Source organism: Dactylosporangium fulvum (assembly GCF_025137375.1).
Taxonomy (GTDB): domain Bacteria; phylum Actinomycetota; class Actinomycetes; order Mycobacteriales; family Micromonosporaceae; genus Dactylosporangium; species Dactylosporangium fulvum.
The window spans coordinates 9,744,610-9,769,329 of the sequence record NZ_CP073720.1; the positions used below are offsets into that span (position 1 = coordinate 9,744,610).

Sequence of the window (24,720 nt, forward strand, 5' to 3'; positions counted from 1 at the left end):
TACCGGGGAGGCGCCGCAGCCTTCGGCTCACCCGTCGCTCCGCCTGCTGGGCGCCCACGGCGGAATTACGGTGGAAGCATGAAGGCCGCGGTACTCGACGACGTGGGTGTCCCGCCGCGTTTCGGGGACTTCGCCGAGCCCGAACCCGGCGAGGGTCAGATCGTGGTGGACGTGGCGGCCGCCGGCGTGAACCTCCTTGACCTGGCCAAGGCTTCCGGCTCGTTCTACACCGGGCCACCTCCGGTTCCGTCCGTGGTGGGGTCCGACGGGGTCGGCCGGACGGCCCACGGCCGTCGCGTCTACTTCGACGCCCCGGTGGCGCCGTACGGGTCCTGTGCCCAGCGGACCCTGGTACCCGAGACCGACCTGCTCGACGTGGCCGCCGGTGTGGACGACGCCACCGCGGCCGCGCTGGGCAACACCGGCCTGGCCGCATGGCTCGCCCTGAGCTGGCGCGCCAGGCTGCAGCCGGGCGAATCGGTGCTCGTCCTCGGCGCGACCGGCGCGGTGGGGTCCGTCGCGGTCCAAGCCGCCAAGGCCCTGGGCGCCTCCCACGTGATCGCCGCCGCCCGCAACCCGGACCGCCTGAAGTGGGCACGGCAGCACGGCGCGGACGCCGCAGTGGTCCTCGCCCCCGGCGCCGACCTGCCGTCCGCCTTCCGGCAGGCGGCCGGCGAGCACGGAATCGACGTCATCATCGACCCGCTGTGGGGCGAACCGGCCCTGGCGGCCATGCAGGCCGCCACACCCGGGGCACGGCACGTCCAGATCGGCGCCTCCACCAGCCCCACCCTCGACCTCCCCGCGACGGTGATCCGCGCCGCCGAACTGGAGATCCTCGGGTTTGTGGTCTTCCGCGCCCCGCTGCAGGCGCGACGCGACGCATACTGGCACCTCACCGAGCGCGCCGCCCGCGGTGAGATCGCCGTCGACGTGATCCGGCTACCGCTGGCCGAGGTCGCCAGCGCCTGGGAACAGGAACAGCACGGCGCTCACGCCAGGCTGGTCCTGACACCGTAGCCGCCGCACAGGACAGGGTTCGCAAGATCGGCCCTGCCTCCGCCGCAACCACGACCGCCCGCAACACCGCCGCCGGTTCCGTCCCGCGAGGCGGCAAGCCGCTGACGGGGATTCGTGTTGTCAGCGCTGAGGGAACGCCGGGAGCCGGACCACGCGTCTCGGCTTTTGTCTGTACGGTTACCCGGTGGCAGACATCGACAACGACGAAGCCCCTGCCGACGCTTCCGTGCAGCCGCCGGAGCCCCCCAAGCCGGGGAGGCGCCGCTGGCGGAAGGTCCTCCTGGTGTCGGCCCTGACGTTCGTCGTGATCGCCGGCGTCGGCGCGGTAGCCGGCACCTACTACTTCGACCAGGTCGAGCTGCCCGAGGACATCAGCATGGAGCAGTCGACCACGATCTATTACGCCGACGGCGTGACCCCGCTGGCCCGCATCGGCGACACGAACCGCACGGTGATCACGCTCGACCAGGTCCCGGCGGGCGTGCAGCAGGCGGTCGTCGCCGCGGAGGACCCCGGCTTCTACACCAACGACGGCATCGACTACGGCAACCTCGCCCGGGTCGCGTGGAACTCCACGGCCGAGGAATGGCGGGACGCCTCGACGATCAGCCAGCAGTACGCCCAGCAGTGGGCCGAACTGGAGGGCATGACGTACTCGCGGAAGGCGCGCGAGGCGGTGATCGCGATGAAGCTGAATCGGCAGTACGACAAGTCCAAGATCCTGGAGATGTACCTCAACATCACCAACTTCGGCCGCGGCGCGCACGGCATCCAGGCCGCGGCGCAGGCGTACTTCGGCAAGGACGCGAAGGACCTGACCACCGCCGAGGGCATCGTCCTCGCCGGGATCATCCGCAACCCCGGCGACGACGGCAAGGGCAGCCCGTTCGACCCGACCGTGGACGCCGCGCAGGCCAAAAACCGGTTCGCCGCCATCGAGGGCGAGATGGTCGAGCTCGGCTTCCTGCCCGCCGCCGGACTCGCCTACCCGTCGAGGATCCTGACCACGGCCGAGACCCGGGCCAACGCGATCAAGACCGACGGCAGCATCAACAAGCCCGAAGGACTGATCGTGCACCACGTCCTCGGCGAGGTCGCCGCGCTCACCGACCCGACGACCGGGAAGTTGCTCTACGAGGACACCGACCCCGACGGCAAGAAGAACTTCGATCGGATCCGCAACGGCGGCCTGAAGATCGTGACAACGGTGGACCAGACCATCCAGCAGATCGCGGTGCGGACGGCGTCGCGCAATCCGGCGTCGACCATGGACGGCCAGCCGAACAACCTGCAGGCGGCCCTCGTCGCCGTGGAGCCCGGCACCGGCGCGGTCAAGGCGTACTACGGCGGCGACAACGGCAACAGCGGCGACTACGCCGCCTACTACAACGACCCCGTCCTCGGCGACGGCAAGGACTCGTGCTGCGGCGGCCACCCGCCCGGCTCCACGTTCAGCGTCTATACCCTCGCGGCCGGCCTCATGGCCGGATACCGCACCGACTCCGCCTGGAACGGCGAGTCGCCGCAGGAGTTCCCGAAGAGCGGCCGCACGTTCCGGCAGGGCAACCCGGTGACAAACGCGGGCGAGGGCAGCGCGACCTCGCCGAGGTGCAAGTCCGGCTCCGGGCGGTGGTGCACGCTGGAGGAGGTCACCGTCATGTCGCTCAACGTGCCGTTCTACGCGCTCACCGAGACGATCGGCCCGGACAAGGTCATCGACACGGCGCGTGCCGCGGGCATCACCGACATGTGGGCGACCGTCGACCGCGTCTCGCACAAGGTCGACCTGGAGCAGAACAACGGCAAGGCCGTCTACCCGAAGTACTTCAACACCGAGGTCGGCTTCGGCCAGTATCCGGTGACCGTGCTGGACCAGGCCGGCGGCATGGCCACGTTCGCCGCCCGCGGCATCGCCGCCAGGACGCACTTCCTCAAGGAGGTGTGGACCGGCGGCAAGAAGACCTTTGGCGAGATCGTCAAGCCCACACGCATCCCGGGCTTCACCGACCAGATGGCCGACGACCTCAACGCCGTGCTGCAGGGCGTGCCCAAGCGGTACGACCTGACCATGGCCGACCAGCGCCAGGTCGCCGGCAAGACCGGAACGTGGCAGCTGGGCTCGACGACCAACAACGCACACGCCTGGATGGTCGGCTACACCGCCCACGATCCGGCCGCCAAGTCACCCGGCCTCGCCGCTGCGGTCTGGGTCGGCAACAGGGCCGAGGAGCAGAAGCTCGTCGACAAGGCCGGCCAGTCCGTTGTCGGCGGCGCCCTGCCCGGCACGATCTGGCGCGACTTCCTCGACGGCGCGCTCACCGCGGTCGCCATGCCGAAGGCCGCCTTCCCGCCGCCGGTGGGCATCGGCGACAAGGCGGTCGGCACCGGCATCCGTTAACCAGAAGCTGAGCACCGCCTGAGCCGCGGCGGCTGCCTGCCACCGGCGTGACACCGGGACATGGCGGGCGGCCACCGCGTTGGGCTCAGGCCGCGGACTGCAGCTCGCGCAGCCCGGTCTCGAGTTCGTCGAGGACGGCGAGGGCGTCGCCGTAGCCGCCCGGCAGGAAGTCGGGGATCGGCACCAGGCGGCCCGCCTTGACCGCCCGCAGGGCGTTGAAGGCCGGCTGGGCGAACAGCTTCGGACCCTCGTTGTTCGGCTTGCCGTCGTAGCCGGTGTAGAACCCGATCACATCGGCGTCCGCCAGGGCGTCGATGCGCTCATAGGAGAACGGCTGGTTGCCGCTGCCCGACACGCCGGCGCTCGCGGTGGCGAACTGCACGCCCGCGGCGGCCAGGATCGTGCCGGCGTCGGAGCCCGGGCCGTACACCCAGAACTGCCCCTGGTCGAAGCCGCCCTGCAGGATCGCCCAGCGGAAGCGGCCGAGCACGGCGGCGTAGGTGGACTTGATCGTGTCGGCCCGCGTGGTCATCTGCTGCTCCAGTTCGCTCACGCGGCCGAGCCGGTTCACCGCGTCCGCCGCGACGCGGGCGGTGGCCCGCCATGTGGTTGGCGTGATCACCGTCGGGGCGAGAGCGGTCAGCTGGTCGTACACCTTGGTGTTCCACGGGAAGTCGACGCCGATGATCAGGTCGGGCCGCAGCGCCGCGACCTTCTCGAGGTCGATCTGGCCCGCGTTGCCGATCTTGGTGGCGGCGCTCCAGCGGTCCCGGTACCGCGGCGAGATGTACTCCGCGCCCTGGTCGTACACCCCGACCGGGCTCACCCCGAGGTCGTAGAGGCTCGCCGTGGCCGACGGCTGAATCGTCACCACGCGGGCGGGCTGGGCCGGCACCTCGATGGTGCCCTTCGCCGTGTCGATCTTCCGGGTGCCGGCCGCCGCCTGGGAGCCCCCGGCCGGGGACGGCGTGTCCGAGGAGCCGCACGCGGCGAGGCCGAGCAGGGTGGCCGCGCCTAGGCCGCCGGCGAGCAGGCCGCGGCGGGTAAGTACGGTGGGGGCGTTGCCCATCGCATGACTCCCTGTTATTTAGCTTAGGCTTACCTAACGTCAGGCTAGGAGTCGTGCGCCGCGCCCGGCAAGATCGCCCCGCGCCAGGTGATGTCGCCTACTCGCCGGGATCGCGCCGATCCGCCACCGGGGCGTCGCCGTGCGGGCCCGGCAGGCGGGAGAAGTACGCGGCCGGCGTGTGCCCGGTCACGCGTCGGAAGGCGGCCACGAACGCGCTCGCCGTGGCGTAGCCGACCTGCGGCGCTACCCGGGCCACCGGCTGCCCCTCGGCCAGCAGCGCGATCGACGCCTGCAGCCGCGCGTGGGCCCGCCACTGGGCGAAGGTCAGCCCCGTCTCGGTCAGGAACAGCCGCAGCAGCGTGCGCGGGCTCGAGCGGGCCACCCGGGCCAGCTCGTCCAGGCTGCGGTGGTCGGTCGGGTCGGCCAGCAACAGGTGCGCGACGTCCCGGGCCCGCTCGTCGCTCGGCAGCGGCAGCTCGATCGCGGCCTTCGCGACCGGATGCAGGACCTCCAGCAGGACCGTCTCGGCGTGCGAGCGAGCCGGGTCGCCGAGGTCGCCGGCGAGGTACTCGATCAGGTTGCGGGCCAGCGGCGAAACGGCCATGACGGTCGGCTCGCGCCAGGCCAGGGGGCAGTTGTCCGGCTCGAGATAGATGCCCTGCATCACCGACGTCCGCAGTGCGATCGTCGCGTGCCGGACCCCGCCGGGGATCCACAGCGCCAGGGCGGGCGGCAGCACCCAGTACCGGTCGGCGACGTCGACCATGAGCACCCCGGCCGGCGCCCACACCACCTGGTGCTCGCGGTGCACGTGGTGCTCGAAGCGCTGCCCCCGCGTCATGTCGAAGCGGGCCAGCCCGATCGCGCCGCCCCGGACCGCCATGGCTCGCTCACACCCCTCGCCCACGCCGTGCCACCCGGGCGTTGGCGAACAGCCGACACCGGTTGGCGCGTTACGTCGTTTACGTCAAACTTAGGTAAGCCTAACGTAGCGACCATGATGACTGCCCCTGGTCACCTGCTCCGGGCCGCGCTGTGGTCCCGCCGGCGCAACCTCGTCAGCGCCGCCGTGCTCTACAGCGCACACCAGCTCGGGGAGGCGATGGTACCGGTGATCATCGGGGCGACCGTGAGCCGCGCGGTCGACCACGGCAGCCCCGCGTCGATCGCGGCCTGGCTCGCGGTCCTGGCGGCCGACTTCGCGCTGCTGTCCATGTCCTACCGGTTCGGGGCGCGCGCCGCCATGCGGGCCAAGCAGCACTCCGGCCACACCGTGCGGATGTGGCTGGCCGACCGCGTGGTGCAGCCGGCCGGCGGCGTCGCCAACACGCCCGGCGACCTGCTCAGCCGGGCCGCCAGCGACACCACCCGGGTCGGCGCCTACGCCGGGATGGCGGCCAGTGCCGTCGCGGCCGGCGTGGTCCTGCTCGTCTCGGTGGTCCTGCTGCTGCACTTCTCCGTCCTGCTCGGCGTGATCAGCTTGGTCGGCGCGGTCGTGCTGATCGCGGCGGAGCACGGGGCGGGCCGGCTGCTGCGCGCGCGCAGCCACGCCGAGCAGCATGCGCAGGCCCGCGCTACCGCGCTGGCCGAGGACACCGTCCGCGGCCTGCGGGTGCTCAAGGGCATCGGGGCCGAGCACGGCGCCGCCGCCGAGTACGCCGAGGTCAGCCGGCAGGCGGTGCGGGCCGCCCGGCACGCTATCTCCTCGGCCGCCGTGCTGTCCGCGGTCGGGGTGCTGCTCAGCGGCCTGTACCTCACCGTCGTCGCCGGCGTCGGCGGCTGGCTGGCCCTCTCCGGCCGCCTCGGCCTCGGCGCGCTGGTGTCCGCGCTCGGTCTGGCCCAGTTCGTCATCGGCCCCATGCAGGTCCTGGCCGAGGCCGCGGGAGCGTACGCCCGGGCGGCCGCCTCCGCGACCCGCGTCCACGAGGTGCTCGTGGCGCCCCCCGCCGTCACCGGCGGCACGGCCGAGCCGGCACCCGGGGAGGCCCCGGTGGTGCGGTTCGACGGCGTCGCGATCCCCGGCGTCGGCGCGCCGCTGCACGCCGAGACCGCCCCGGCGGGCCTGACCGGCCTGGTCTGCGCCGACTCCGCCGCTGCGGCCGCCATACCGGCCCTGCTGGCCCGCGAACGCGACCCGGAGGCCGGGCGGATCCTGCTCGCCGGCCGGGACCTCCGCATGTACGCCGTCGCGCCGCTGCGGGCCTGCGTGCTGGTTTCGCCGCACGACGCCGTGCTGCTGCCCGGCAGCATCGCCGACAATCTCGGGGCGCTGTGCACCGACGCCGACGCGGTGCGGGCCGCGGCCGAGGCCGCCCGCGCCGACCAGGTGCTCGACGTCGCCGCCCACGGTGACCGTACGGCGGTCGGCGACCGGGGCGAGGCCCTGTCCGGCGGCCAGCGACAGCGGGTGGCCCTCGCCCGCGCTCTCGCCGCCGACCCGCCGCTGCTCGTCCTGCACGATCCGACCACCGCGGTCGACGCGGTCACCGAGGACCAGATCGCCGAGCGGGTCCGCGCGCTGCGGGCCGGACGGGCCACGCTGGTGGTCACCACCAGCCCGGCCTGGCTGTCCCGCTGCGACCGGATCATCCGGCTCGACGGGCCGGCGCCGGCTGCGACGGGGACGGCCTACGCCGGAGCCGGAACCCCGGGCGGCGGTGCACAGCGATGAGCGGCGCCGCAACCGAGCCGGTGCTGCTGCCGGTCGCCACCGCCGCGCAGGTCCGCCGGGAGGTTCGCGCACTGCTGTGGGGCCGCCGCGGTGCGCTGCTCGCCGCCGTCGCGGTCCTGCTCGCCGGCAGCGCCGTGGGGCTCGCCGGCCCGGCCGCGATCGGGCAGATCGCGCAGGCCATCGCCGACCGCCGGGGTGCCGGGGCCCTCGCCGTGCCCGTGGCGCTGCTCGCCGTCGCCGCGCTCGCCGCCGCGGTCACCACCTGGGCCGGCACCGTGCTGCTCGCCCGCGTTGTGCTGCCCGCCCTCGGACAACTGCGGGAACGCGCGCTCGCCGCCGCGGTCGGGCTGCCGCTCGACGCCGTCGAGTCCGGCGGCACCGGCGACCTCGTGGCTCGGCTCACCGGCGACGTCGAGCAGGTCGGCGACGTCGTCCAGGGCGTGCTCGGGCGGTTCATCGGCGCCGGGCTGACCATTCTGGCCACCCTGGGCGGGCTGGCCGTGCTCGACTGGCGCTTCGCCGCGGCGGGCCTTCTGGCGTTACCGCTGCAGGTAGCCGCCCTGCGCTGGTATCTGCGCACGTCCCGGCCGATCTACGCCGAGGGCCGGGCGGCGGACGGGCGCCGCGCCGCGGCGCTGCTCGCCGGCTTCACCGCGCTGCCCACCCTGCGGGCGCTGGGCCTCGGCCGGCGGCAGCGGGACCGCATCGCGGCCGCGTCGCAGGCGTCGATGGAGTACGAGCTGCGTGCCGTCAGGGTGGCCACTCGCTTCTACGGCCGGCTCAACGTCGCGGAGTTCGTCGGCCTCGGCGCGATCCTGCTCGTGGCGTACCTCCTCGTCCGGTCCGGCCTGGCCGGCATCGGTGCGGCCACCACGGCCGCGCTGTTCTTCGCGCGGCTGTTCGACCCCATCAACGTGGCACTCGGCGTCTTCGACGAGATCCAGCAGGCCATCGCCGGCCTGGGCCGCCTGGTCGGCATCACCCGGGCCGCGCCCGGGCCGGCTCGCGGCCCCGATCACGGCGAAACGCTGCCGCAGCGCGAGCTGGCGGCCGACGGCGTCCGGTTCGGCTACGGCGACGGGCCGGACGTGCTGCACGACGTCACGCTGCGCGTCCCGCCCGGCCAGCACGTGGCGGTAGTCGGCGCCAGCGGGTCGGGCAAGTCCAGCCTGGCCTCACTGCTGGCCGGCCTGCGCCGGCCACGCGCCGGCCGGATCACCGCCCCCGGCGGCCCGGGCCGCGCCGTCGCGCTGGTCACCCAGGAGACGCACCTGTTCGCCGGCACGATCGCCGACAACGTGCGCCTGGCCCGGCCGGACGCCACCGCCGAGCAGGTCGCCGCCGCCCTCGACGCGGTCGGCGCCGGCTGGGTCGCCGCGCTGCCCGCCGGCGCGGACTGCCTTGTGGGCAGCGGCGGCCACGCGCTGACCCCGAGCCAGGCCCAGCAGCTCGCCCTGGCCCGGGTGGTGCTGCTCGACCCGGCGGTCGTGGTGCTCGACGAGGCCACCGCCGAGGGTGGCAGCGACGCCGCCCGCGCCCTGGATCGGGCCGCCGAGGCCGTCCTGCGCGGTCGCACCGCCGTGATCGTCGCCCACCGCCTGTCGCAGGCCGCGGGCGCCGGCACGATCCTCGTCATGGACGCCGGCCGGGTCGTCGAGCACGGCACCCACGCCGACCTGATCGCGGCGCAGGGGCCTTACGCCCGCCTCTGGGCCGCGTGGTCGCTCGGCCGCGGTACTTCGTCAGGATCCTGGTGAAGCCGGCGATCGTCCATTCGGCATGTCCGTCTTCCGCCCGGGCCACGATGAGAAAATCAGCCGTGCCACTGGCGCCAGAGGGCGGCGTACGGGCCGTGCCGCGTGATCAGGTCGTCGTGGGTGCCCAACTCGATGATCCGGCCCGCGTCCATCACCGCGATCCGGTCCGCATCATGGGCCGTCTGCAGGCGGTGGGCGATGGCGATCACTGTGCGGTTGTGCAGCACGGCGGCCAGCGCCCGTTCCGCCGCGCGGGCCGCCCGGGGGTCGAGCAGTGCGGTCGCCTCGTCCAGGATCACGGTGTGCGGGTCGGCCAGCAGCACCCGGGCCAGCGCCAATTGCTGGGCCTGGGCGCCGGTCGGTGGGTGCTCGCCCAGGTCGGTGTCCAGGTCGCTGGCCCAGTCCGCGCCGACCGTGCGCAGTGCCTCGCGCATTCGGTCGTCCGGCGCCGCCACCATGAGGTTGTCCCGTAGCGTCTCGCGGAAGACGTGGTGTTCCTGTGTCACCAGTACCACTTGGCGGCGCAGCAGGTCCGGCGGCAGGTCGGCCACCGCGACGCCGCCCACCGTCACCGTGCCGGTGTGTGGACGGTGTACTCCGGCCAGCAACCGGCCCAGGGTGGACTTGCCGGCCCCGGAGAGGCCGACGATCGCCAGCCGTTCGCCGGGCTGGACGGTGAGATGCACGTCGTGCAGCACGTCCGGGCCGCCGGGGTACGCGTAGCGGACGCCGGTCACCTCGATGCGGTCGCTTGCCGGGGCGGCCGCGGCCGTCGCCGGGGCGGGCGGCACAGCGGCCAGCCCCTCAACCCGGGCGAACGACGCGCTGCTGCTCTGCAACTGCTCCAGCCAGATCAGGATGGTGTCCATCGGCCCGATCAGCTGCCGCAGGTACAGGATGGCCGCGACGACGGTGCCCAACGTGATCCGGCCGTCGAGGTAGAGCAGGCCGCCGATCAGCAGCACGAGCACGACCGGGATGTTGTACGAGCCCTCGGCCACCGGGAAGTACACCGACCGCAGCCGCAGGGTGGCCAGCCGGCTGCGTTTGGTCCGCGCGATCGCGGCGCGGCCCACGGTCAGCCGGGACCGGTACAGGCGGAAGGCCTCGATGGTGCGCGCCCCGGCAGTGGTCGCGGCCAGTTCCTCGGCCAGGTCCGAGTTGGCCGCGCCCTCCTCCAGGTATGCGCTGCGGGCCCGGCGCAGGTACCAGCGGCCGACGAGCACGATGCCGGACAGCCCGAGCAGCCCGGCCACGCCCAGCAGCGGGTCGAGCACAAGCACCGCACCGACCAGAAACAGCACCTGCGTGCCGGCCACGAAGACACCCGGCAGCACGTCGCGCAGGGTGCCGGCGACGGCGTCCACATCGGTCGTGCCACGGGCGGCCAGATCGCCCGGCCGCACCCGTTCGACCGTCGAGGCGGGCAAGTTCATCGCGCGGGACAGGAAACCGGTCCGGATGCGGGCCGCGGTGCGCTCGCCGAACCGGTACCCGAGCAGCAACGCCCAGCGCGCGAGCATCATGTGGGCCAGCGCGCACAGCAGCACGGCCGCGGCCAGCGCGTCGATCGGGGCGCCGGCGACCCGGGGTCCGGTGACCGCGTCGATGATCCGGCCCAGCAGGTACGGCGCGCCCAGAGCGGCCGCCGCGGCCAGCACGTTGAGCAGGACCGTGACGGCGACGGCGCCTTTGTCCGCGGCGATGAGCCGGCCCGCCGCCCGGACCACCTGACGGGTGTCCGCGACCGGCAGGGTGTCGGTACTCACCGCGCCTCGTCGGCCGCGATGAGGGCCTCGTCGTCCGTGCTGAACGTACGGCTGACCAGGTCGCGGTACCCGGGCTCGCGTTCCAGCAGACCACGATGCGTCCCGGACGCGACCACCCGGCCGTCGACCAGGTAGAGCACGACGTCGGCCCGGTCCAGCAGCACGGGCGACGTGGTGGCCAGCAGTGTGCCGCGCCCGGCCCGGGCCGCGGTCAGCCGCTCGGCGATGGCCGCCTCGGTGTGCGCGTCCACCGCCGAGGTCGGCTCGGCCGCGAGCAGCATCTCCGGGTCGGCGAGCAGCGCCCGGGCGAGCCGGACCCGTTGCCGCTGGCCGCCGGAGAGGTTGCGGCCGTCGCGTTCGATGTGGTGGTCGAGCCCGGCGACGTCGGTCGCCGCCGCGGCCGTGATCGCGCGCTGGACCGCGTCGTCGCCGGCCCTCGTGTCGCCCGCGACCACGTCACGCAGCGGCCCGGCGAACAGGTCGGCCTCGTGGTCGGCGACCAGAATCCGCTCGCGCACCAGCGGTTTGGCCACCTCGGCGATCCGGTGGGGACCCCAGGTGGCGGCGGTTTCGCAGTACCGGCCGAGCCGGTCGATGATCGCGGCCGTGTCCTCGGGGCGGGCCGAGGCCAGCACGGTCAGCCGGCCCGGCTCGGCGACCACGCCGGACACCGGGTCGCGCAGGACCGCCGGGCCGCCCGGGGCCACGCCGTCGCCCGGTTCCTCGACCGGCAACCGCAGAAACGCGATGATCCGCCGGGCAGCGATCACCCCGCGGCTGACGTCTCCAGCGCTGAAGATCAGCATCCAGGTGGGCACGATCAGGATCGCCACGTACCCGTAGACCGCGACCAGTTCACCGACGGTGAGATCGCCGCGGACCGTCAGCCGCGCGGCCAGCCAGGTCACCCCGCCCAGGAAGACCATCGGCAGGCCGTCGCCCAGCGCGTTGATCCAGCTCAGTGCCCCGCCCATCCGGTAGCCCCCGGCCCGGACGGCGTCCGACTCGGCGGCGTACCGGCGCAGGTGGACCTCTTTGCCGCCGAGACCGTTGAGGATGCGCAGACCGCCGAGCACGTCGACCAGCCGGGCGGCCAGCCGGCCCTGCCGCTCCCGGTACTCGCCGCCGGCGGTGTTCAGCCGATTCAGCAGCGGCCCGAGCACCACCCCGAGGACCGCCACGCCGCCCGCCACCACGAGCGCGATCATCCCGGACACCTGCACCAGCAGGGTCATGACCACCGCGTACGCGACGATCGCACCCACTCCCGGCCCGGTCACGGTCAGCGCCCGCGCGACCAGCCACACGTCCCCGATACCGATGGTGACCACCTCACCCGCGGTGATCCGGCGGGGTAGCGCGGCACCCAGCTCGACCGCGTGGGCCATGACCGCGTCAGCCGTGCGCAATGCGCCGTCCAGCCGGATCTTGGTCATGGTCCGGTGCCGGAGGATGCCGAGCACGGCGTTGGCCACGCCCACCACAAAAACGGCGCCGGCCCAGACAACCAGCGGTCCGACCTGCCGCGGGCGCAGGCCGCGGTCGATGGCCTGGGAGATCAGGTACGGCGTGACAGCCAGGCTGATCATCCAGAGCGAACTCCACAGCCCACCGAGGGCGATCCGTCGTTTCTGCCGCCACGCCAGCCACCCCAGGTATCGTCCTGGCCCCCGTGTCCGCATGCCGCCCATCATGTCCCATGAGCGTGCCGGGCCCGAACCGCTTATTCGCCGCATGGCCCGCCATCCGGGCAGACCCGGGTGTTCGCCTATCCTATCGACTACGAACGATCAATGGCCGAAGCACTGGAGGCTCGAGCCGCAGAACGGAGTCCTCCACGGTTACAGGGGATCGACACCATTCATTCGATTGCGTCGATGGATCGGAACGATGAGCGGCGTGCCGCTCTGCGGGTCGGTGATGATCTCGCACGGCAGGCCGAAGACCTTCTCGACCAACTCGGGCGTGACGATGTCGGCCGGTGGACCCTGGGCGACGATGGCGCCGTCGCGCATGGCGATGAGATGCGTGGCGTACCGGCAGGCGTGGTTGAGGTCGTGCAGGACCGCCACGATCGTGTACCCCCGGTTCTCGTGCAGGTCGGCGCAGAGGTCGAGCACTTCGATCTGGTAGGCGATGTCGAGAAACGTGATCGGCTCGTCCAGCAGCAGGATGTCGGTCTGCTGGGCCAGGGCCATCGCCACCCAGACGCGCTGGCGCTGCCCACCGGAGAGCTCATCGATGAAGCGGTCGGCGAGGTCGCGCACTTCAGTGGCGATCATCGCCTCGGTCACGATCCGCTCGTCGTCGCGCGACCACTGCCGCAGCAGCCCCTGGTGCGGATAGCGGCCCCGCGCGACGAGATCGGCGACGGTGATGCCGTCCGGGGCGATCGGCGACTGCGGCAGCAGCCCGAGCTTGCGGGCCAGCTGCTTGGACGGCATCCGGGTGATGTCCCGGCCGTCGAGGTACGCGGCCCCGCGGGCCGGCTTGATCATGCGGGACAGCGCGCGCAGCAGCGTCGACTTGCCGCACCCGTTGCCGCCGACGATGACGGTGAAAGAACGGTCGGGGATGACCACGTCGAGGGCGGTGCTGATGACCCGCTCGTCGTAGGCGAGCGTGAGATCCTCGGCGTGCAGCCGGTCCGGCGGGTTCATGAGCGTCCGGTCTTCCATTCGTGGGCCAGCAGCCAGCACAGGTACAGCCCGCCGACGACGCCGGTCAGCACACCGACGGGCAGCTGGCTGGTGGGCACGATCCGCTGCGCCGCGAAGTCGGCACCCAGCAGCAGCGCGGCGCCCATCGCGCCGGCCGGCACGATCTGCGCGCCCGAGCTGCGGGTCAGCGGCCGGCACAGCTGCGGCGCGGCCAGCGCGACAAACGTGATCGGCCCGGCGGCCGCCACGGCGACCGCGGCCAGGGCGGTGGCGGTGAAGATCAGCAGGTACCGGCTGCGCTCGACCGGCAGCCCGAGCCCCTTGGCGGCCTCGTCGCCCACCGCGAGCCACCCCAGCGCCCGGCCGGCCAGGATCGCCATGGGCGCGAGCACGGCCAGCGCGATCGCCAACGGCGCGACGGTGCCCCAGCCGACGGCGTTGAGGCTGCCGATCAGCCAGACGGCAGCGTTCTGCGCGTCGTAGAGGGTGGCTCGGGTGAGCAGGTACGTGGTCAGCGACTGGAGCATCGCGGCGATACCGATGCCGACCAGGATCAGCCGGTAGCCGGTGATCCTGCGCTGCTTGGTCGACAGCAGCGTGACGACCGCCGCGACGACCAGGCCTCCGCCGACGGCCGCGAGGGCGACCTCGCCCGCGCCGCCGCGCCCGAACAGGATCTCCAGGACCGCGCCGCAGGCCGCACCGCTGGTGAAGCCGACGATGTCCGGGCTGCCCAGCGGGTTGCGGGTCAGCCCCTGGAAGACGGCGCCGCTCATGCCGAGCGCCCAGCCGACCAGCACGGCGGCGGTCAGGCGCGGCAGCCGCAGCTTGACGATGATGAATTCCTCGATCCGAGTACCGTGGCCGGACAGCGTCGCCACGACCCGGCCCAGCGGCACCGGATAGGCGCCGCTGGTCAGGCTGAGCGCGGCCAGGACCACGACAGCACCCAGCAGCAGCGCGCAGACCAGCACGGTGCGCGGGTGCCAGCGCACCGACAGCCGGTCGGCGGAGGAACGCAGCACCCGGCCGGAGACGACGGGCCGTTCGGCGACGGCGGGCCGGCTCACAGCTCCCGCACCCGGCGGCGGCGGACGAGGGCGATGAAGACGGGCGCTCCGACGAAGGCGGTGACGATGCCGGCCTGCACCTCGGCGGGCCGGGCCACGAGGCGGCCGACGATGTCGCCGCCCAGCAGCAGGATGGGGCCCAGCACCAGGGAGTACGGCGTCACCCACCGGTGATCGGGCCCCGTGACAGCACGGGCGATATGCGGCACCGTGAGCCCCACGAACGCGATCGGCCCGACTGCGGCGGTCGCGGCGCCGCACAGCAGCGTGACCGCCACGGCGCCGAGGACCCGCGTGCGCCCGATCCGGCTGCCCAGCCCCCGAGCCGTCTCGTCGCCGAGCGCGAGGGCGTTGAGCGCGCCGGAGAGCCCGAGCGCCAGCAGCGACCCGGCGGCCAGGAACGGCAGCACCTGCCAGACGACCCCGCGGTCGGCCCCGGTCAGCGAGCCGACGCCCCAGAACCGGAACTGGTCGAAGACCTTCGGTTCGAGCAGCGTGATGAACGAGATCAGTGCGCCGAGCACGGCGCTGACCGCGGTACCGGCCAGCGCAAGCCGCACGGGCGTGGCACCGGACCGCCCGCGCGAGCCGAGCAGGTACACCAGTATGGAGGCGATCCCGGCCCCGGCGAAGGCGAACCAGACGTACGCGGTGAAATCGGCGAACCGCCAGATCCAGATCGACACCACCACCGCGAACGCCGCGCCCGCGTTCACGCCGAGGATGCCCGGATCGGCGAGCGGGTTGCGGGTCAGTGCCTGCATGAGCACCCCGGCGGCGGCGAGTGCGGCGCCGGCGGCCACACCGAGCAGCGTGCGCGGCAGTCGCAGGTCGACGATCACGTCGCGGTCCCCGCCACCGCGCCCGTGCAGCACCGCGTCGAGCACGGTACCGAGCGGAATCGACTTGACCCCGACCGCGAGGCTCACCAGCACGACGAGAACGAGCACCGCGACGGCGGCGGCGAACCCGGCGAGGCGCACGCCCAGCACGCTGTGCGCCCGCACTGCCACCACGGGTGTCGGTTCCGGCGTCGTCGCGGCCTCACGCATGTCGCCTCGCGCCTTCCGCCCGCCGAACCGTGCACCTCAGAGTAGGTAAGCCTTACCTGATGAACCTAAGCGCGCCGCCGGGCCCGGACAAGATCGGCTGCCCGCCAACCCGTGTCGCCTACTCGCCACCCGCGGTCCGCACGCAGTACGGCTTCCCGTCCAGCAACGACCAGACCGGCCCCTACGACTGGGGTACCACCCGGCCATGACGTCGCCGCGGGACAGCGACGGCCCGCCACGGGACCGGGGTCGTGGCGGGCCGTCGTTCCGGGTTCAGCCCTCGACCACCTGTACGGTCGCCGAAATGCCGCCCTGCTTGCGGTCCGGGTAGACCGCACCGTCGGCGTCGACCGCGTTGGTGTACACCTTGCATTGGGTGTTCAACGGGCCTGCCGGTGCGGTGAGCTGGATGGCCGATGCCCGCAAGGCCGGTGCCTGACCCGGTTCCGCAGCCCGGGCGGGTTCGGATTCGACAGCAAGGACGGATTCGATGATGACGCAGACGGGGACGCGGCGCACGGCTCCCCGGAGCGGTACCTGGTGCGGTTCCGGCCCGCACCTCCGGCCGCCGACCAGGTGATCCGGCAGGTGAGCCCCGATGCGGCGGATCAGCATCGGGCGGCCCAGGACACGCCGCCTCCGCCAACCGCACAAAAGCGGGCGGAGGCGGCACGGCGGGGAGCTTCGCCTTGCGCACGAAGCGCGGTATTGGGGCGGTCGGGGACCCAGCACTGAACGGTTGCGGCAGTTCGGGTCTTCGGTGGGTGCCCGAGGTCAGGTCGACGCCGGTGTTGATTCCGCTGCTCTGCCAGCTGAGCTACCTCTCCCGCACCGGTTGTCCGGCGAGGTGAGGGCAGGAGTTGAACCTGCGACCCGTGGATGAGAAGTAACCGAGGTCTTCGCACCGGGCACCCATCTGGCGGAAACGGTAACGGATGATCACGTGGCTGTCGCATGGTTTCCGAGGGCGGCCGCCAAGTCACCGTGCCGGATGGCGTCTTGTCGTCGTGGATCTCTGCGTAGGCGACGCGGGAGCGGTCGTCCGATGACGGTGCACGAAGGCGTATCCATCTTCGGGCCGCGTCATTTGTTCTTCGCTGCTGGGAGCGGGAACGCGGATGGCTGTCACCTCACGGTTGCGCCTGCTTCGGCAAGGTGAGAATTTCGGCTCCGTCGTTGGTGATAGCGATCGTGTGCTCACTGTGCGCTGTCCGGCAGCCTGTCGCGCTTCGGAGTGTCCAGCCATCGGCATCGGTGACGAGCTTGGCGGTGTCCGCCATGACCCATGGCTCCAATGCCAGCAGCAGCCCAGGGCGCAGCCTGTATCCGCGACCGGGCCGCCCCGTGTTTGAGACGTGCGGGTCCTGATGCATCGTCGATCCGACGCCATGACCGCCGAACTCGGTGTTGATCAGATATCCCGCCTCGCTGAGGACCGAGCCGATGGCATGGGAGATGTCACCGATGCGAGCTCCGGGGCCGGCCGCGGCTATCCCTGCGCTCAATGCGCGCTCGGTCGCGTTGATCATCGCAACGCTCTCCGGGGGCCTTACGTCGCCCACAATGAAGCTGACGGCGGAGTCGGCGACAACTCCGCCTTTGGAGACAGCGAGGTCGAGCGTCAGCAGGTCGCCGTTGGCAAGCGTGTAGTCGTACGGCAGTCCGTGGAGCACGGCGTCGTTGACTGACGTGCAGATGTAGTGGCCGAACGGCCCGCGTCCGAAGGACGGCTCATAGTCGACATAGCAGGACTGCGCCCCGGCCTCGGTGATCATGCTGTGGGCCCACAGGTTGATGTCCAAGAGGTTTGTGCCGACCGTGCTGCGGCTCTTCAGTGTCTGCAGTATGTCGGCGACCAGGGCGCCGGCGTCCTTCGCACGCAGCAGGTCGGTGGGGTTCAGGATCTCGATCATGCAGCGCCTTCCTCGCGCGACCAATAAGTATCCCGGCCATATTATCCCGGTATTAGAATCGGAGCCATGGTCAGATTGCCGCTCAGCCCCGCAGAGGTCGAACGCGGACAGCGCCTCGGCGCCCTCCTGCGACGCGCCAGGGGGGAGAGATCGATGTTCAGCACCGCGCTGGACGCAGGTGTCTCACCGGAGACCCTTCGGAAGATCGAGTCCGGCCGGGTAGCCACCCCCGCCTTCCCGACCATCGCTGCGATCGCCGACGTCCTCGGCCTTTCCCTCGATGCAGTGTGGTCAGAGATCAACCAGTCAGACGGCGGGGCCGAACTCGCAAGATCAGGTCGCACCGCAAGTGAGCGGTTGGCCTCGTAAGTCTCGACCCCGCAGCTCCGTTGCAGTTGCGCTTGCCGTGGCCACCGGCCAGGCGTCCAAGCACCGACCGGCAAGGACATCCGCGACCGGTGCCACGCCGGCCAGGCAGACGACCAGATCCCCGGCCTGTTCCAGACCGCGGACCACACCGCCGCGATGCCGTCGTTCTGGATCGACTTCCTGCAGACACCGAAACGACGGCGGGCACGATGAAGTGGCGGCGTGCCATTAGGCGTTGCCGTTCTCGCAGGCCAGGCGGGCCTGCATTGACTCAAGCCTCCCTAGGGACGGTAGGGCCGGAAGAACTCGCGCAGTTCCTCGGCGTACACCTGCGGCTGCTCGAACGGGGCGAAGTGCCCGCCGCCTGCGGGCTCGCTCACCCGCACGGTATTGGCGATCCGATCGAGCCAGGCCCGGGGCGGCCGCACGAGGTCGGCGGGAAACAGCGAGAAGCCCGACGGCACCTCGACCCGGCGGGCGTGCTGCGCGGGTGGGATGGTGCCGTTCACGCGGTACATCCGCATCGCCGACCCGATCGTGCCGGTGAGCCAGTAGATGGTGACGTTGGTGAGGATCTCGTCGCGGGTGAAGGCGCGTTCGACGTCGCCGCCGCAGTCGCTCCACGCGCGCAGCTTCTCCACGATCCAGGCGGCGAGCCCGGCCGGCGAGTCGTTGAGCCCGACGGCGGCGGTCTGCGGCTTGGTGCGGTGCATGGCGGCATAGGCGCCCTCGGCGGCGGCCCAGCCAGCGGCGCCGTCGAGAAAGTCGCGCTCCTCAGGCGTGAGGTCGGCGCGGTCGCCGAGGTAGACGGGCAGGCCCGCATCCATGCGGTGCACGGCTACGACCCGGCCGGGGTGATCGAGGGCGAGGTAGCGGCTCACCCCGCTGCCGATGTCGCCGCCGGCCGCACCGAAGCGCTCGTAGCCGAGGCGGCGCATGAGCTCGGCCCACAGCCCGGCGACCGCGATGGTGTCCGGCGGCGTCCCGACGGGCCGGTCGGAGTAGCCGTAGCCGGGCATGTCCGGCACGACGACGTCGAAGGCGTCAGCGGGGTCTCCTCCGTGCGCGCCGGGGTCCGTCAGCAGCGAGATGACTTTGGTGTACCGCCAGAAGGAGTCGGGCCAGCCGTGGCTCAGGATCAGCGGCAGCGCCGTTCCGGCCGGCGCGTTGGCGTGGGCGTGGACGAAGTGGACGCGGTGCCCGCCGAGCGTGGTCCGGTAGCGGGGCAGCCGGTTCAGCGCCGCCTCCTGCGCCGGCCAGTCGAAGCCGTCGGCCCAGTAGGCGGCGAGCTCGCGCAGGTACGCCACGTCGACGCCCTGCGACCAGCCTGCGTCCTCGGGCGCGTCCGGCCACCGCGTCGCCCGCAGCCGCGCGCGAAGGTCGTCGAGGACGGCGGGTCCGGCGCTCGCCGTGAACGGCTCGGTCACGATCGCTACGGTACGGGATGAAAGCGGCAGGGTTTGTCCAACAACGAAACGTCCGTCTGCCGGGTCTTGCGCTGCCGCTCGACGGCGTGCCGAACTCGCTGTCGGTGATGCCGGCCACCGCCGGCACGACCGTGACAGTCGGCTCCCCCAGGTCCGCAATCTCACGACGCAGATTTAACATATCTACCCTATCGGCGAAGTAGGATATACTCCATGTTCGTACTGTCGCGAGCCTCATCACGCCCGCAGCGGCGCCGCGCGGTCAGCATCGGATCGCTCCTGCGCGTCGTCCTGGAGCACGGTCCGCTGCCCCGCAGCACGATGGCGCGGCTCACGGGCCTGTCGCCGGCGTCGGTGACCGGCCACACCGCCGAACTGCTGTCGCTCGGCCTGCTGACCGAGCTGCCCGAGGCCACGGCCGCGAACGGGATGGGGCGGCCGTTCCTTCCGGTCGACCTGGACACCTCGGTGGGCATCGTCGCCGGCATCCACTACGCCATCCCGCACGCCACCGTCGCGCTGCTCGACATCCGCGGGCGCGTGCTGGTCGAGCGCATGATCCCGCACGGCGACGCCGGCGCGGACCGCATCATCGAGCGCAGCGCCGACGCGCTGGCACGCCTGCTGTACGAGCATCCGCACGGCGACCGGCTGCTGGGCATCGGGATCGCGACCGGCGGCTGGGTCGACCGCGACCACGGCACGATCGTCGAGCACCCGATGCTCGGCTGGCGCCAGGTTCCGGTCGGCGCCATCTTCGCCCGCCGGTTCGGGGTGCCGGCGCTGGTCGACTCGCACTCCCGGGCGCTGGTGCGCGCCGAGCAGCTGTTCGGCCATCCCCGCTCGCGGGAGAGCGTGCTCGCGGTCTTCATCGGCAACGTCGTCGACGCCGCCTTCGCGCTCGGCGAGCAGGTCCACCATGGGCCCCGCTTCCAGGCCGGCAGCATCGCACACCTGCCCGTCGCCGGCAGCACCGAGCCCTGCTCGTGCGGCCGCGTCGGTTGCCTGCAGGCGACGGTGTCGGAGCGCCGCCTGGTGCGCCGCGCGCACCAGGCGGGGCTGATCGCCGAGCGGTCGGTCTTCGAGCTCGTTGATGTCGCGGTCGCGGGCGACCCGGCCGCCCGCGAGCTCTTCCGCTGGCGGGCCGAGGTGGTCGGACGGGCCATCGCGCCGATCGCGGACCTGTTGCATCCGGAGTTGGTACTCCTGGTCGAGCCCGGCCTGGCCCGGCTGCCCGACTGCCTGGCGATCCTGCGCGAGCAGGTCGCCAGGCACAGCGCGACGGTCACCGACCCCGACCGGACCGTGCTGATGTCGAGCTTCATGCATGCGCCGCTGGCGATGGCCGGCGGCGCGGTCATGCTCGACGCCCTCTACACCGATCCGTTCACCGTGATGGCTTTCGAGGAGGCGTCCTGACCGGACGGCTCAGGCGGTGCGGGCCGAGGTCTCGTACCGGCTCGGCGGGCGGGCCAACCCGTAGTGCTCGCGCAGCGTGGTGCCCTCGTACTCGGTGCGGAACAGGCCGCGCTCGCGCAGGATCGGCACGACCTGGTCGACGAAGTTCTCCAGCCCCGACGGCAGGGCCGCGCCCATCACGTTGAAGCCGTCGGCCGCGCCGTTGTCGAACCATTCCTGCAGCACGTCGGCGGTCTGCTCCGGGGTACCGATGAATGTCCAGTGACCGCGGCCGCCGCCCAGCCGTCCGATGAGCTGGCGCACGGTCAGTCGCTCGCGCCGCGCCAGGTTCACGATCAGGCTGGACCGGCTCTGCGCGCCCTCGATCGAGGCGCTGTCCGGGATGTCGTCCGGCAGCTGCTCGTCCAGGACCAGCCGGGCGACCGGCACCTCCAGAATCTCCGAGAGCTGCCCGAGCCCGAACTCCGGCACGATCAGGTCCTCGAGCTCCTGGGCCTTACGCTGCGCCTCCGCCTCGGTCGAGCCGAGGATCGGCACGATGCCCGGCAGGATCTTGACCGCGGCCGGATCCCGGCCCAATGCGGCCGCCCGCGCCTTCAGATCCGCGTAGAACTGCTGGGCGTCGGCGATCGTCTGCTGCGCGGTGAAGACCGCGTCGGCGTAGCGGGCGGCGAAGTCCTTGCCGTCGTGCGAGGAGCCGGCCTGCACGAGCAGCGGGTGGCCCTGCGGCGGGCGCGGCACGTTCAGCGCGCCCTCGACCTTGTAGTAGTCGCCGCGGTGGCCGATGGCGTGCACCTTGGCCGGGTCGATGTAGCGGCCGCGGGCCTTGTCGGCCAGCCGGGCGTCGTCGTCCCAGGAGTCCCACAGCTTGCGGGAGACCTCCACGAACTCGGTCGCCCGGCGGTACCGGTCGAGGTGGTCCGGGCGGTCGCCGAGGCCGAAGTTGCGCGCGGCGTCCCGCCCGGCCGTGGTGACGATGTTCCAGCCCGCGCGGCCGCCGCTGACGTGGTCCAGAGAGGCGAAGCGGCGGGCCAGGTTGTACGGCTCGTTGTACGTCGTCGAGGCGGTGGCGATCAGCCCGATCCGGCTCGTCGCGGCCGCGAGGATCGTCAGCAGGATCGTGGGCTCCAGCTGGCCGGCCGGGCGGAACTCGATGCCCTGCCACAGCGCGGGGCCGTCGGCCAGGAACAGCGAGTCGAGCTTGCCGCGCTCGGCGATCTGGGCCAGGCGGATCCAGTGCTGCACGTCAACGTCGGCGTAGGGGTCGCTCTCGGGCAGCCGCCACGCCGCCTCGTGATGCCCCGAGCTCATCAGGAACGCGTTGAGATGCAGTTGCCGACCGGTCATGCTCGCCACCTCAGTACCTTCGACTCGATGAACAGCAACAGGTAGTTGAACGCGACGCCGATGATCGACACGGTGAGGATGCCGGCGTACATCTCGGGGATCTGGAAGTTGAACTGCGCGGAAATGATCATGTAGCCGAGGCCGGCCTTCGCACCCACGTACTCGGTGGTGATCAGCACGAGCATGGAGGCCGCGCCGGCGAGCCGGATGCCGGTGAAGATCGTCGGCAGCGCCGCCGGGACGATCACCTTGGCGAAGAGCTTGATGTGCGGCAGCCCGAGCGAGCGGGCCGACTTGATCAGCAGCGGGTCGACGTCGCGGGCGCCGCTGATCGTGTTGTACAGCACCGGCCAGAAGCAGGCGTAGGCGATGATCGCGATCTTCGACGTGTCGCCGATGCCGAGGATCAGGGTGAAGACGGGCAGCAGGGCCACCGCCGCCGTGTTGAGGAAGATGGCCAGCAGCGGCGAGAGGACCCCGGCCACCGCGCGGTACCAGGCGATGAGCAGCCCCAGCGGCACCGCGATCGAGATGGCGATCGCGAAGCCGGCCAGCGAGCGGTGCAGGCTGGCCCAGATGTTGGTCCACAGGTCGCCGTCGACCGCGAGCCCCCACCAGGTGTCCAGCACCTCGCTCAGCGGTGACAGGAACGCCCGGTCGACCCAGCCGACCGTCGGCGCGACCTGCCACAGCGCGAGGAAGGCGGCGATGGCGACGATCCGCCGCACGCCGGAGCCGAGCAGCCGCGCCACACGCAACGATGCTCGCGCTCGCGCCGGAAGGCCAGGTGCGCCGCCGTCCGGCGTCCCCGCGCGGCCGGCCGGCTGGTCGATGACCGCGATCGTGGTCTCAGACACCGGCGGCCACCGCCTCGCCCGCCACGTAGCCCGAACCCTGCGTCTCGAAGGCCTTGCGCACCTCGTCGTGCAGCAGCTCCCAGATCTCGCGGCGGTAGCGGACGAACTCCGGCGTCGAGCGGGGGTCGCCGCCGCCGCTGTCCGGCAGCTCGATGTCCACGATGCGCTTGATCCTTCCCGGCCGTGCGGTCATCACCGCGACCCGCTGGCCCAGGTACACCGCCTCTTCGATGCTGTGCGTGATGAACAGCACCGTGGTGCCGGTGCGCCGCCAGATCGACAGCAGGTCCTCCTGCAGCGCCTCCCGTGTCTGCGCGTCCAGCGCCGCATAGGGCTCGTCCATCAGCAGGACCTCGGGCTCGTACGCCAGGCTGCGGGCGATGGCCACCCGCTGGCGCATGCCGCCGGAGAGCTCGTGCGGGTACCGGTCGGCGAAGGCCGTCAGCCCGACGAGCGCCAGCATCTCCCGGGCCCGCTCGGCCCGCCGCCGGCGGGGCACGCCCTTGACCTCGAGGCCGAACTCGACGTTGGCCTGCGCGGTCCGCCACGGGAACAGGGCGTACTGCTGGAAGACCACGCCGCGGTCCAGGCCGGGGCCGGTGACGGGCCGCCCGCCGATGGTCAGCTCGCCGGAGGTCGGGCTGGTCAGCCCGGCGATCAGGTCCAGCAGCGTGGACTTGCCGCACCCGCTCGGGCCGACCAGCGCGAGGAACTCCCCGGCGGTGATGTCGAGGCTGATGTTCTCCAAGGCCGTCAACGCGCCCGAGTTGCGGGCGGGGAACGTCTTGGTGATGTTCCTGATCCTGATCTCGGTGTTGTCGGCCATCACCCGCTCACCCCTTCGCCCCGGCCGGCAGCGCGGGCGAGGTCGCGTTCGGGTTGAACTCGTTGGTGTAGAGGTCCGACGGCTTCGGGGCCTGCTTCACCGACCCGGTGGTGATCAGCCAGTCCTGCCACAGCGCGAAGTCGCCGTCGACGATGTAGCCGTAGTGCGACGGCACGCCGACGCTCTGCCAGTACTTCAGCGACGCCGTCGACTCGTTGGTCCGCGCCCGCGCCTCGACGATCTTCGTGAAGGTGGCGACGACCTCGTCGCGCGGCGTCGTGCGCTCCCACTCGATCGCCTTGCCGACGCCGTCGACGAAGGCGCGCACCGCCGCCGGGTTCTTCTTGATGAAGTCGTTGCGGAACACGTACTGCCCACCGTTGACCGGCCCGTACAGGTCCTTGTGGGTGAACAGCGTCCGCACCCCGCCGGCCGCCTCGGCCCGCTGCCGGAACTGCCCGGAGAGCGCGACCGCGTCGATCTGGCCCTTGCGCAGCGCGTCCTCGGCGTTCGGCGGCGGCAGCGTCACCAGCTCGACCTTCTTGATGTCGGCCGGGGACAGCCCGGCCTTGTGCAGCACGTTGAAGATGTCGGCCTCGTTCTGTCCGCCGAGGGTGTTCACGCCGACCTTCTTGCCGACCAGTTCCCTGGGCTCCTTGAGCGGGCTGCCGTCCAGCACGTAGTACCCGGTGAACTCCTTGGCGTCGCTGCCGTAGTAGTTGATCACCGCCTTGATGCCGGCGCCGGAGCTGACGAGCTTCTCCACGGCGCCGCCGAAGGCGCCCCCGAACTCGGTCTCGCCGGTGGCCGCGGACTGGATGTCCTGGGGCCCGCTGATGGTGTTGCCGACCCACTTGAGCTTGATCTTGCCGTCGAAGTAGCCGAGGTGCTCGGCCACCTCCGGCAGCGTGACCTGGTTGGCCCAGCCCTGGTACCGCAGGGTGGTGACGCCCGAGGCATCGGGCTCGCTACCGCTGGCCTTGGCCGAGCCGCAAGCCGACAGCGCGGCCGCCGCCGCGACGGCGAGGACCGCCAGCGCCCCGGCCGCGGGCCGGCCCCGTTCGTTTCGTAGACGTACGAGCATGCTCATGTCCGT

General features: G+C 72.1%; 21 protein-coding genes. 7 read left to right on the forward strand and 14 right to left on the reverse strand.

Translation table 11 applies throughout. The annotated features are described in order from the left end of the window. Positions 1-78: 78 nt before the first annotated feature. Together Dfulv_RS44920 and Dfulv_RS44925 are read left to right on the forward strand one after the other, a co-directional pair. Complete coding sequence (locus Dfulv_RS44920) at positions 79-1,020, forward strand: quinone oxidoreductase family protein (protein WP_259859907.1); 942 nt, start codon at positions 79-81, stop codon at positions 1,018-1,020. A gap of 184 nt (positions 1,021-1,204) precedes the next feature. After that, positions 1,205-3,418 carry a transglycosylase domain-containing protein gene (locus tag Dfulv_RS44925; RefSeq protein WP_259859908.1) on the forward strand — a complete coding sequence of 738 codons (2,214 nt, stop codon included), beginning with the start codon at positions 1,205-1,207 and terminating at the stop codon, positions 3,416-3,418. Between the two features lie 85 nt (positions 3,419-3,503). Here Dfulv_RS44925 and Dfulv_RS44930 read toward each other — a convergent pair whose 3' ends face one another. Next, entirely contained in the window at positions 3,504-4,487 is a 984-nt protein-coding gene (locus Dfulv_RS44930) for an ABC transporter substrate-binding protein (RefSeq protein ID WP_259859909.1), read from the reverse strand. Positions 4,488-4,584: 97 nt separating this feature from the next. Beyond that, complete coding sequence (locus Dfulv_RS44935) at positions 4,585-5,370, reverse strand: AraC family transcriptional regulator (protein ID WP_259859910.1); 786 nt, start codon at positions 5,368-5,370, stop codon at positions 4,585-4,587. A 114-nt stretch (positions 5,371-5,484) separates the two neighbouring features. Here Dfulv_RS44935 and Dfulv_RS44940 point away from each other — a divergent pair, with 114 nt between their 5' ends. Continuing rightward, positions 5,485-7,158, forward strand: coding sequence for an ABC transporter transmembrane domain-containing protein (locus Dfulv_RS44940; protein ID WP_259859911.1), 1,674 nt, complete (start codon positions 5,485-5,487; stop codon positions 7,156-7,158). Beyond that, positions 7,155-8,915, forward strand: a complete 1,761-nt coding sequence (locus Dfulv_RS44945) for an ABC transporter ATP-binding protein (RefSeq protein ID WP_259859912.1) — start codon at positions 7,155-7,157, stop codon at positions 8,913-8,915. The genes Dfulv_RS44940 and Dfulv_RS44945 overlap by 4 nt, the downstream gene beginning before the upstream one ends. Positions 8,916-8,971: 56 nt before the next feature. Here the strand turns inward: Dfulv_RS44945 and Dfulv_RS44950 are convergent, their stop codons facing one another. The 5 genes from Dfulv_RS44950 to Dfulv_RS44970 form a co-directional block, all read right to left on the reverse strand. Further along, positions 8,972-10,684 carry an ABC transporter ATP-binding protein gene (locus tag Dfulv_RS44950; RefSeq protein ID WP_259859913.1) on the reverse strand — a complete coding sequence of 571 codons (1,713 nt, stop codon included), beginning with the start codon at positions 10,682-10,684 and terminating at the stop codon, positions 8,972-8,974. Next, a complete protein-coding gene (locus tag Dfulv_RS44955) occupies positions 10,681-12,366 on the reverse strand; it encodes an ABC transporter transmembrane domain-containing protein (protein ID WP_259859914.1) in 1,686 nt (561 codons plus the stop codon). Before Dfulv_RS44955 ends, Dfulv_RS44950 begins: the two co-directional genes overlap by 4 nt. A 159-nt stretch (positions 12,367-12,525) precedes the next feature. Further along, positions 12,526-13,362, reverse strand: coding sequence for an ABC transporter ATP-binding protein (locus tag Dfulv_RS44960; RefSeq protein WP_259859915.1), 837 nt, complete (start codon positions 13,360-13,362; stop codon positions 12,526-12,528). After that, on the reverse strand, positions 13,341-14,414 hold the full coding sequence (locus tag Dfulv_RS44965) for a FecCD family ABC transporter permease (protein WP_259859916.1): 1,074 nt from the start codon (positions 14,412-14,414) through the stop codon (positions 13,341-13,343). Before Dfulv_RS44965 ends, Dfulv_RS44960 begins: the two co-directional genes overlap by 22 nt. Then, positions 14,411-15,466 carry a FecCD family ABC transporter permease gene (locus Dfulv_RS44970; RefSeq protein WP_259859917.1) on the reverse strand — a complete coding sequence of 352 codons (1,056 nt, stop codon included), beginning with the start codon at positions 15,464-15,466 and terminating at the stop codon, positions 14,411-14,413. The genes Dfulv_RS44965 and Dfulv_RS44970 overlap by 4 nt, the downstream gene beginning before the upstream one ends. Before the next feature lie 59 nt (positions 15,467-15,525). On the opposite strand from Dfulv_RS44970, the gene Dfulv_RS44975 reads away from it, so the two are divergent. Beyond that, positions 15,526-15,675: a hypothetical protein gene (locus tag Dfulv_RS44975; RefSeq protein WP_259859918.1), complete on the forward strand. Its 150-nt coding sequence runs from the start codon at positions 15,526-15,528 to the stop codon at positions 15,673-15,675. 64 nt (positions 15,676-15,739) lie between these two features. On the opposite strand, the gene Dfulv_RS44980 is transcribed toward Dfulv_RS44975, so the two are convergent. Then, complete coding sequence (locus Dfulv_RS44980; RefSeq protein WP_259859919.1) at positions 15,740-16,081, reverse strand: hypothetical protein; 342 nt, start codon at positions 16,079-16,081, stop codon at positions 15,740-15,742. Positions 16,082-16,596: 515 nt separating this feature from the next. After that, positions 16,597-17,379 (reverse strand): type I methionyl aminopeptidase, encoded by a 783-nt coding sequence (gene map, locus Dfulv_RS44985; RefSeq protein ID WP_259859920.1) that lies wholly within the window; start codon positions 17,377-17,379, stop codon positions 16,597-16,599. A gap of 66 nt (positions 17,380-17,445) precedes the next feature. Here map and Dfulv_RS44990 point away from each other — a divergent pair, with 66 nt between their 5' ends. Then, positions 17,446-17,748, forward strand: a complete 303-nt coding sequence (locus Dfulv_RS44990; RefSeq protein ID WP_319805737.1) for a helix-turn-helix transcriptional regulator — start codon at positions 17,446-17,448, stop codon at positions 17,746-17,748. A gap of 281 nt (positions 17,749-18,029) precedes the next feature. Here Dfulv_RS44990 and Dfulv_RS44995 read toward each other — a convergent pair whose 3' ends face one another. After that, a complete protein-coding gene (locus Dfulv_RS44995; RefSeq protein WP_259859922.1) occupies positions 18,030-19,175 on the reverse strand; it encodes an epoxide hydrolase family protein in 1,146 nt (381 codons plus the stop codon). 213 nt (positions 19,176-19,388) lie between these two features. On the opposite strand from Dfulv_RS44995, the gene Dfulv_RS45000 reads away from it, so the two are divergent. After that, the gene (locus Dfulv_RS45000) at positions 19,389-20,594 is read left to right on the forward strand and encodes an ROK family protein (RefSeq protein ID WP_259859923.1); all 1,206 of its coding nucleotides are present in this window, start codon (positions 19,389-19,391) and stop codon (positions 20,592-20,594) included. Positions 20,595-20,603: 9 nt separating this feature from the next. On the opposite strand, the gene Dfulv_RS45005 is transcribed toward Dfulv_RS45000, so the two are convergent. The 4 genes from Dfulv_RS45005 to Dfulv_RS45020 are packed head-to-tail and all read right to left on the reverse strand — an operon-like array spanning position 20,604 to position 24,714. After that, positions 20,604-21,941: an LLM class flavin-dependent oxidoreductase gene (locus tag Dfulv_RS45005; RefSeq protein WP_259859924.1), complete on the reverse strand. Its 1,338-nt coding sequence runs from the start codon at positions 21,939-21,941 to the stop codon at positions 20,604-20,606. Next, complete coding sequence (locus Dfulv_RS45010; RefSeq protein WP_259859925.1) at positions 21,938-22,798, reverse strand: ABC transporter permease; 861 nt, start codon at positions 22,796-22,798, stop codon at positions 21,938-21,940. Before Dfulv_RS45010 ends, Dfulv_RS45005 begins: the two co-directional genes overlap by 4 nt. Next, on the reverse strand, positions 22,791-23,624 hold the full coding sequence (locus tag Dfulv_RS45015; protein ID WP_259859926.1) for an ABC transporter ATP-binding protein: 834 nt from the start codon (positions 23,622-23,624) through the stop codon (positions 22,791-22,793). The genes Dfulv_RS45010 and Dfulv_RS45015 overlap by 8 nt, the downstream gene beginning before the upstream one ends. A 7-nt stretch (positions 23,625-23,631) precedes the next feature. Continuing rightward, positions 23,632-24,714: an ABC transporter substrate-binding protein gene (locus tag Dfulv_RS45020; RefSeq protein WP_259859927.1), complete on the reverse strand. Its 1,083-nt coding sequence runs from the start codon at positions 24,712-24,714 to the stop codon at positions 23,632-23,634. Positions 24,715-24,720 lie beyond the last annotated feature (6 nt).

Excerpts from the sequence above, each read along its gene's own strand:
- Dfulv_RS44980 (WP_259859919.1), bottom strand. The coding sequence starts at position 16,081 with ATGCTGATCCGCCGCATCGGGGCTCACCTGCCGGATCACCTGGTCGGC.
- Dfulv_RS44940 (WP_259859911.1), top strand. The coding sequence starts at position 5,485 with ATGATGACTGCCCCTGGTCACCTGCTCCGGGCCGCGCTGTGGTCCCGC.
- Dfulv_RS44990 (WP_319805737.1), top strand. The coding sequence starts at position 17,446 with ATGGTCAGATTGCCGCTCAGCCCCGCAGAGGTCGAACGCGGACAGCGC.
- Dfulv_RS44935 (WP_259859910.1), bottom strand. The coding sequence starts at position 5,370 with ATGGCGGTCCGGGGCGGCGCGATCGGGCTGGCCCGCTTCGACATGACG.
- Dfulv_RS44920 (WP_259859907.1), top strand. The coding sequence starts at position 79 with ATGAAGGCCGCGGTACTCGACGACGTGGGTGTCCCGCCGCGTTTCGGG.
- Dfulv_RS44945 (WP_259859912.1), top strand. The coding sequence starts at position 7,155 with ATGAGCGGCGCCGCAACCGAGCCGGTGCTGCTGCCGGTCGCCACCGCC.
- Dfulv_RS45020 (WP_259859927.1), bottom strand. The coding sequence starts at position 24,714 with ATGAGCATGCTCGTACGTCTACGAAACGAACGGGGCCGGCCCGCGGCC.
- Dfulv_RS45015 (WP_259859926.1), bottom strand. The coding sequence starts at position 23,624 with ATGGCCGACAACACCGAGATCAGGATCAGGAACATCACCAAGACGTTC.
- Dfulv_RS44930 (WP_259859909.1), bottom strand. The coding sequence starts at position 4,487 with ATGGGCAACGCCCCCACCGTACTTACCCGCCGCGGCCTGCTCGCCGGC.
- map (WP_259859920.1), bottom strand. The coding sequence starts at position 17,379 with ATGATCGAGATCCTGAACCCCACCGACCTGCTGCGTGCGAAGGACGCC.
- Dfulv_RS45005 (WP_259859924.1), bottom strand. The coding sequence starts at position 21,941 with ATGACCGGTCGGCAACTGCATCTCAACGCGTTCCTGATGAGCTCGGGG.
- Dfulv_RS44960 (WP_259859915.1), bottom strand. The coding sequence starts at position 13,362 with ATGGAAGACCGGACGCTCATGAACCCGCCGGACCGGCTGCACGCCGAG.
- Dfulv_RS44970 (WP_259859917.1), bottom strand. The coding sequence starts at position 15,466 with ATGCGTGAGGCCGCGACGACGCCGGAACCGACACCCGTGGTGGCAGTG.
- Dfulv_RS45000 (WP_259859923.1), top strand. The coding sequence starts at position 19,389 with ATGTTCGTACTGTCGCGAGCCTCATCACGCCCGCAGCGGCGCCGCGCG.
- Dfulv_RS44955 (WP_259859914.1), bottom strand. The coding sequence starts at position 12,366 with ATGCGGACACGGGGGCCAGGACGATACCTGGGGTGGCTGGCGTGGCGG.
- Dfulv_RS44975 (WP_259859918.1), top strand. The coding sequence starts at position 15,526 with ATGAACCTAAGCGCGCCGCCGGGCCCGGACAAGATCGGCTGCCCGCCA.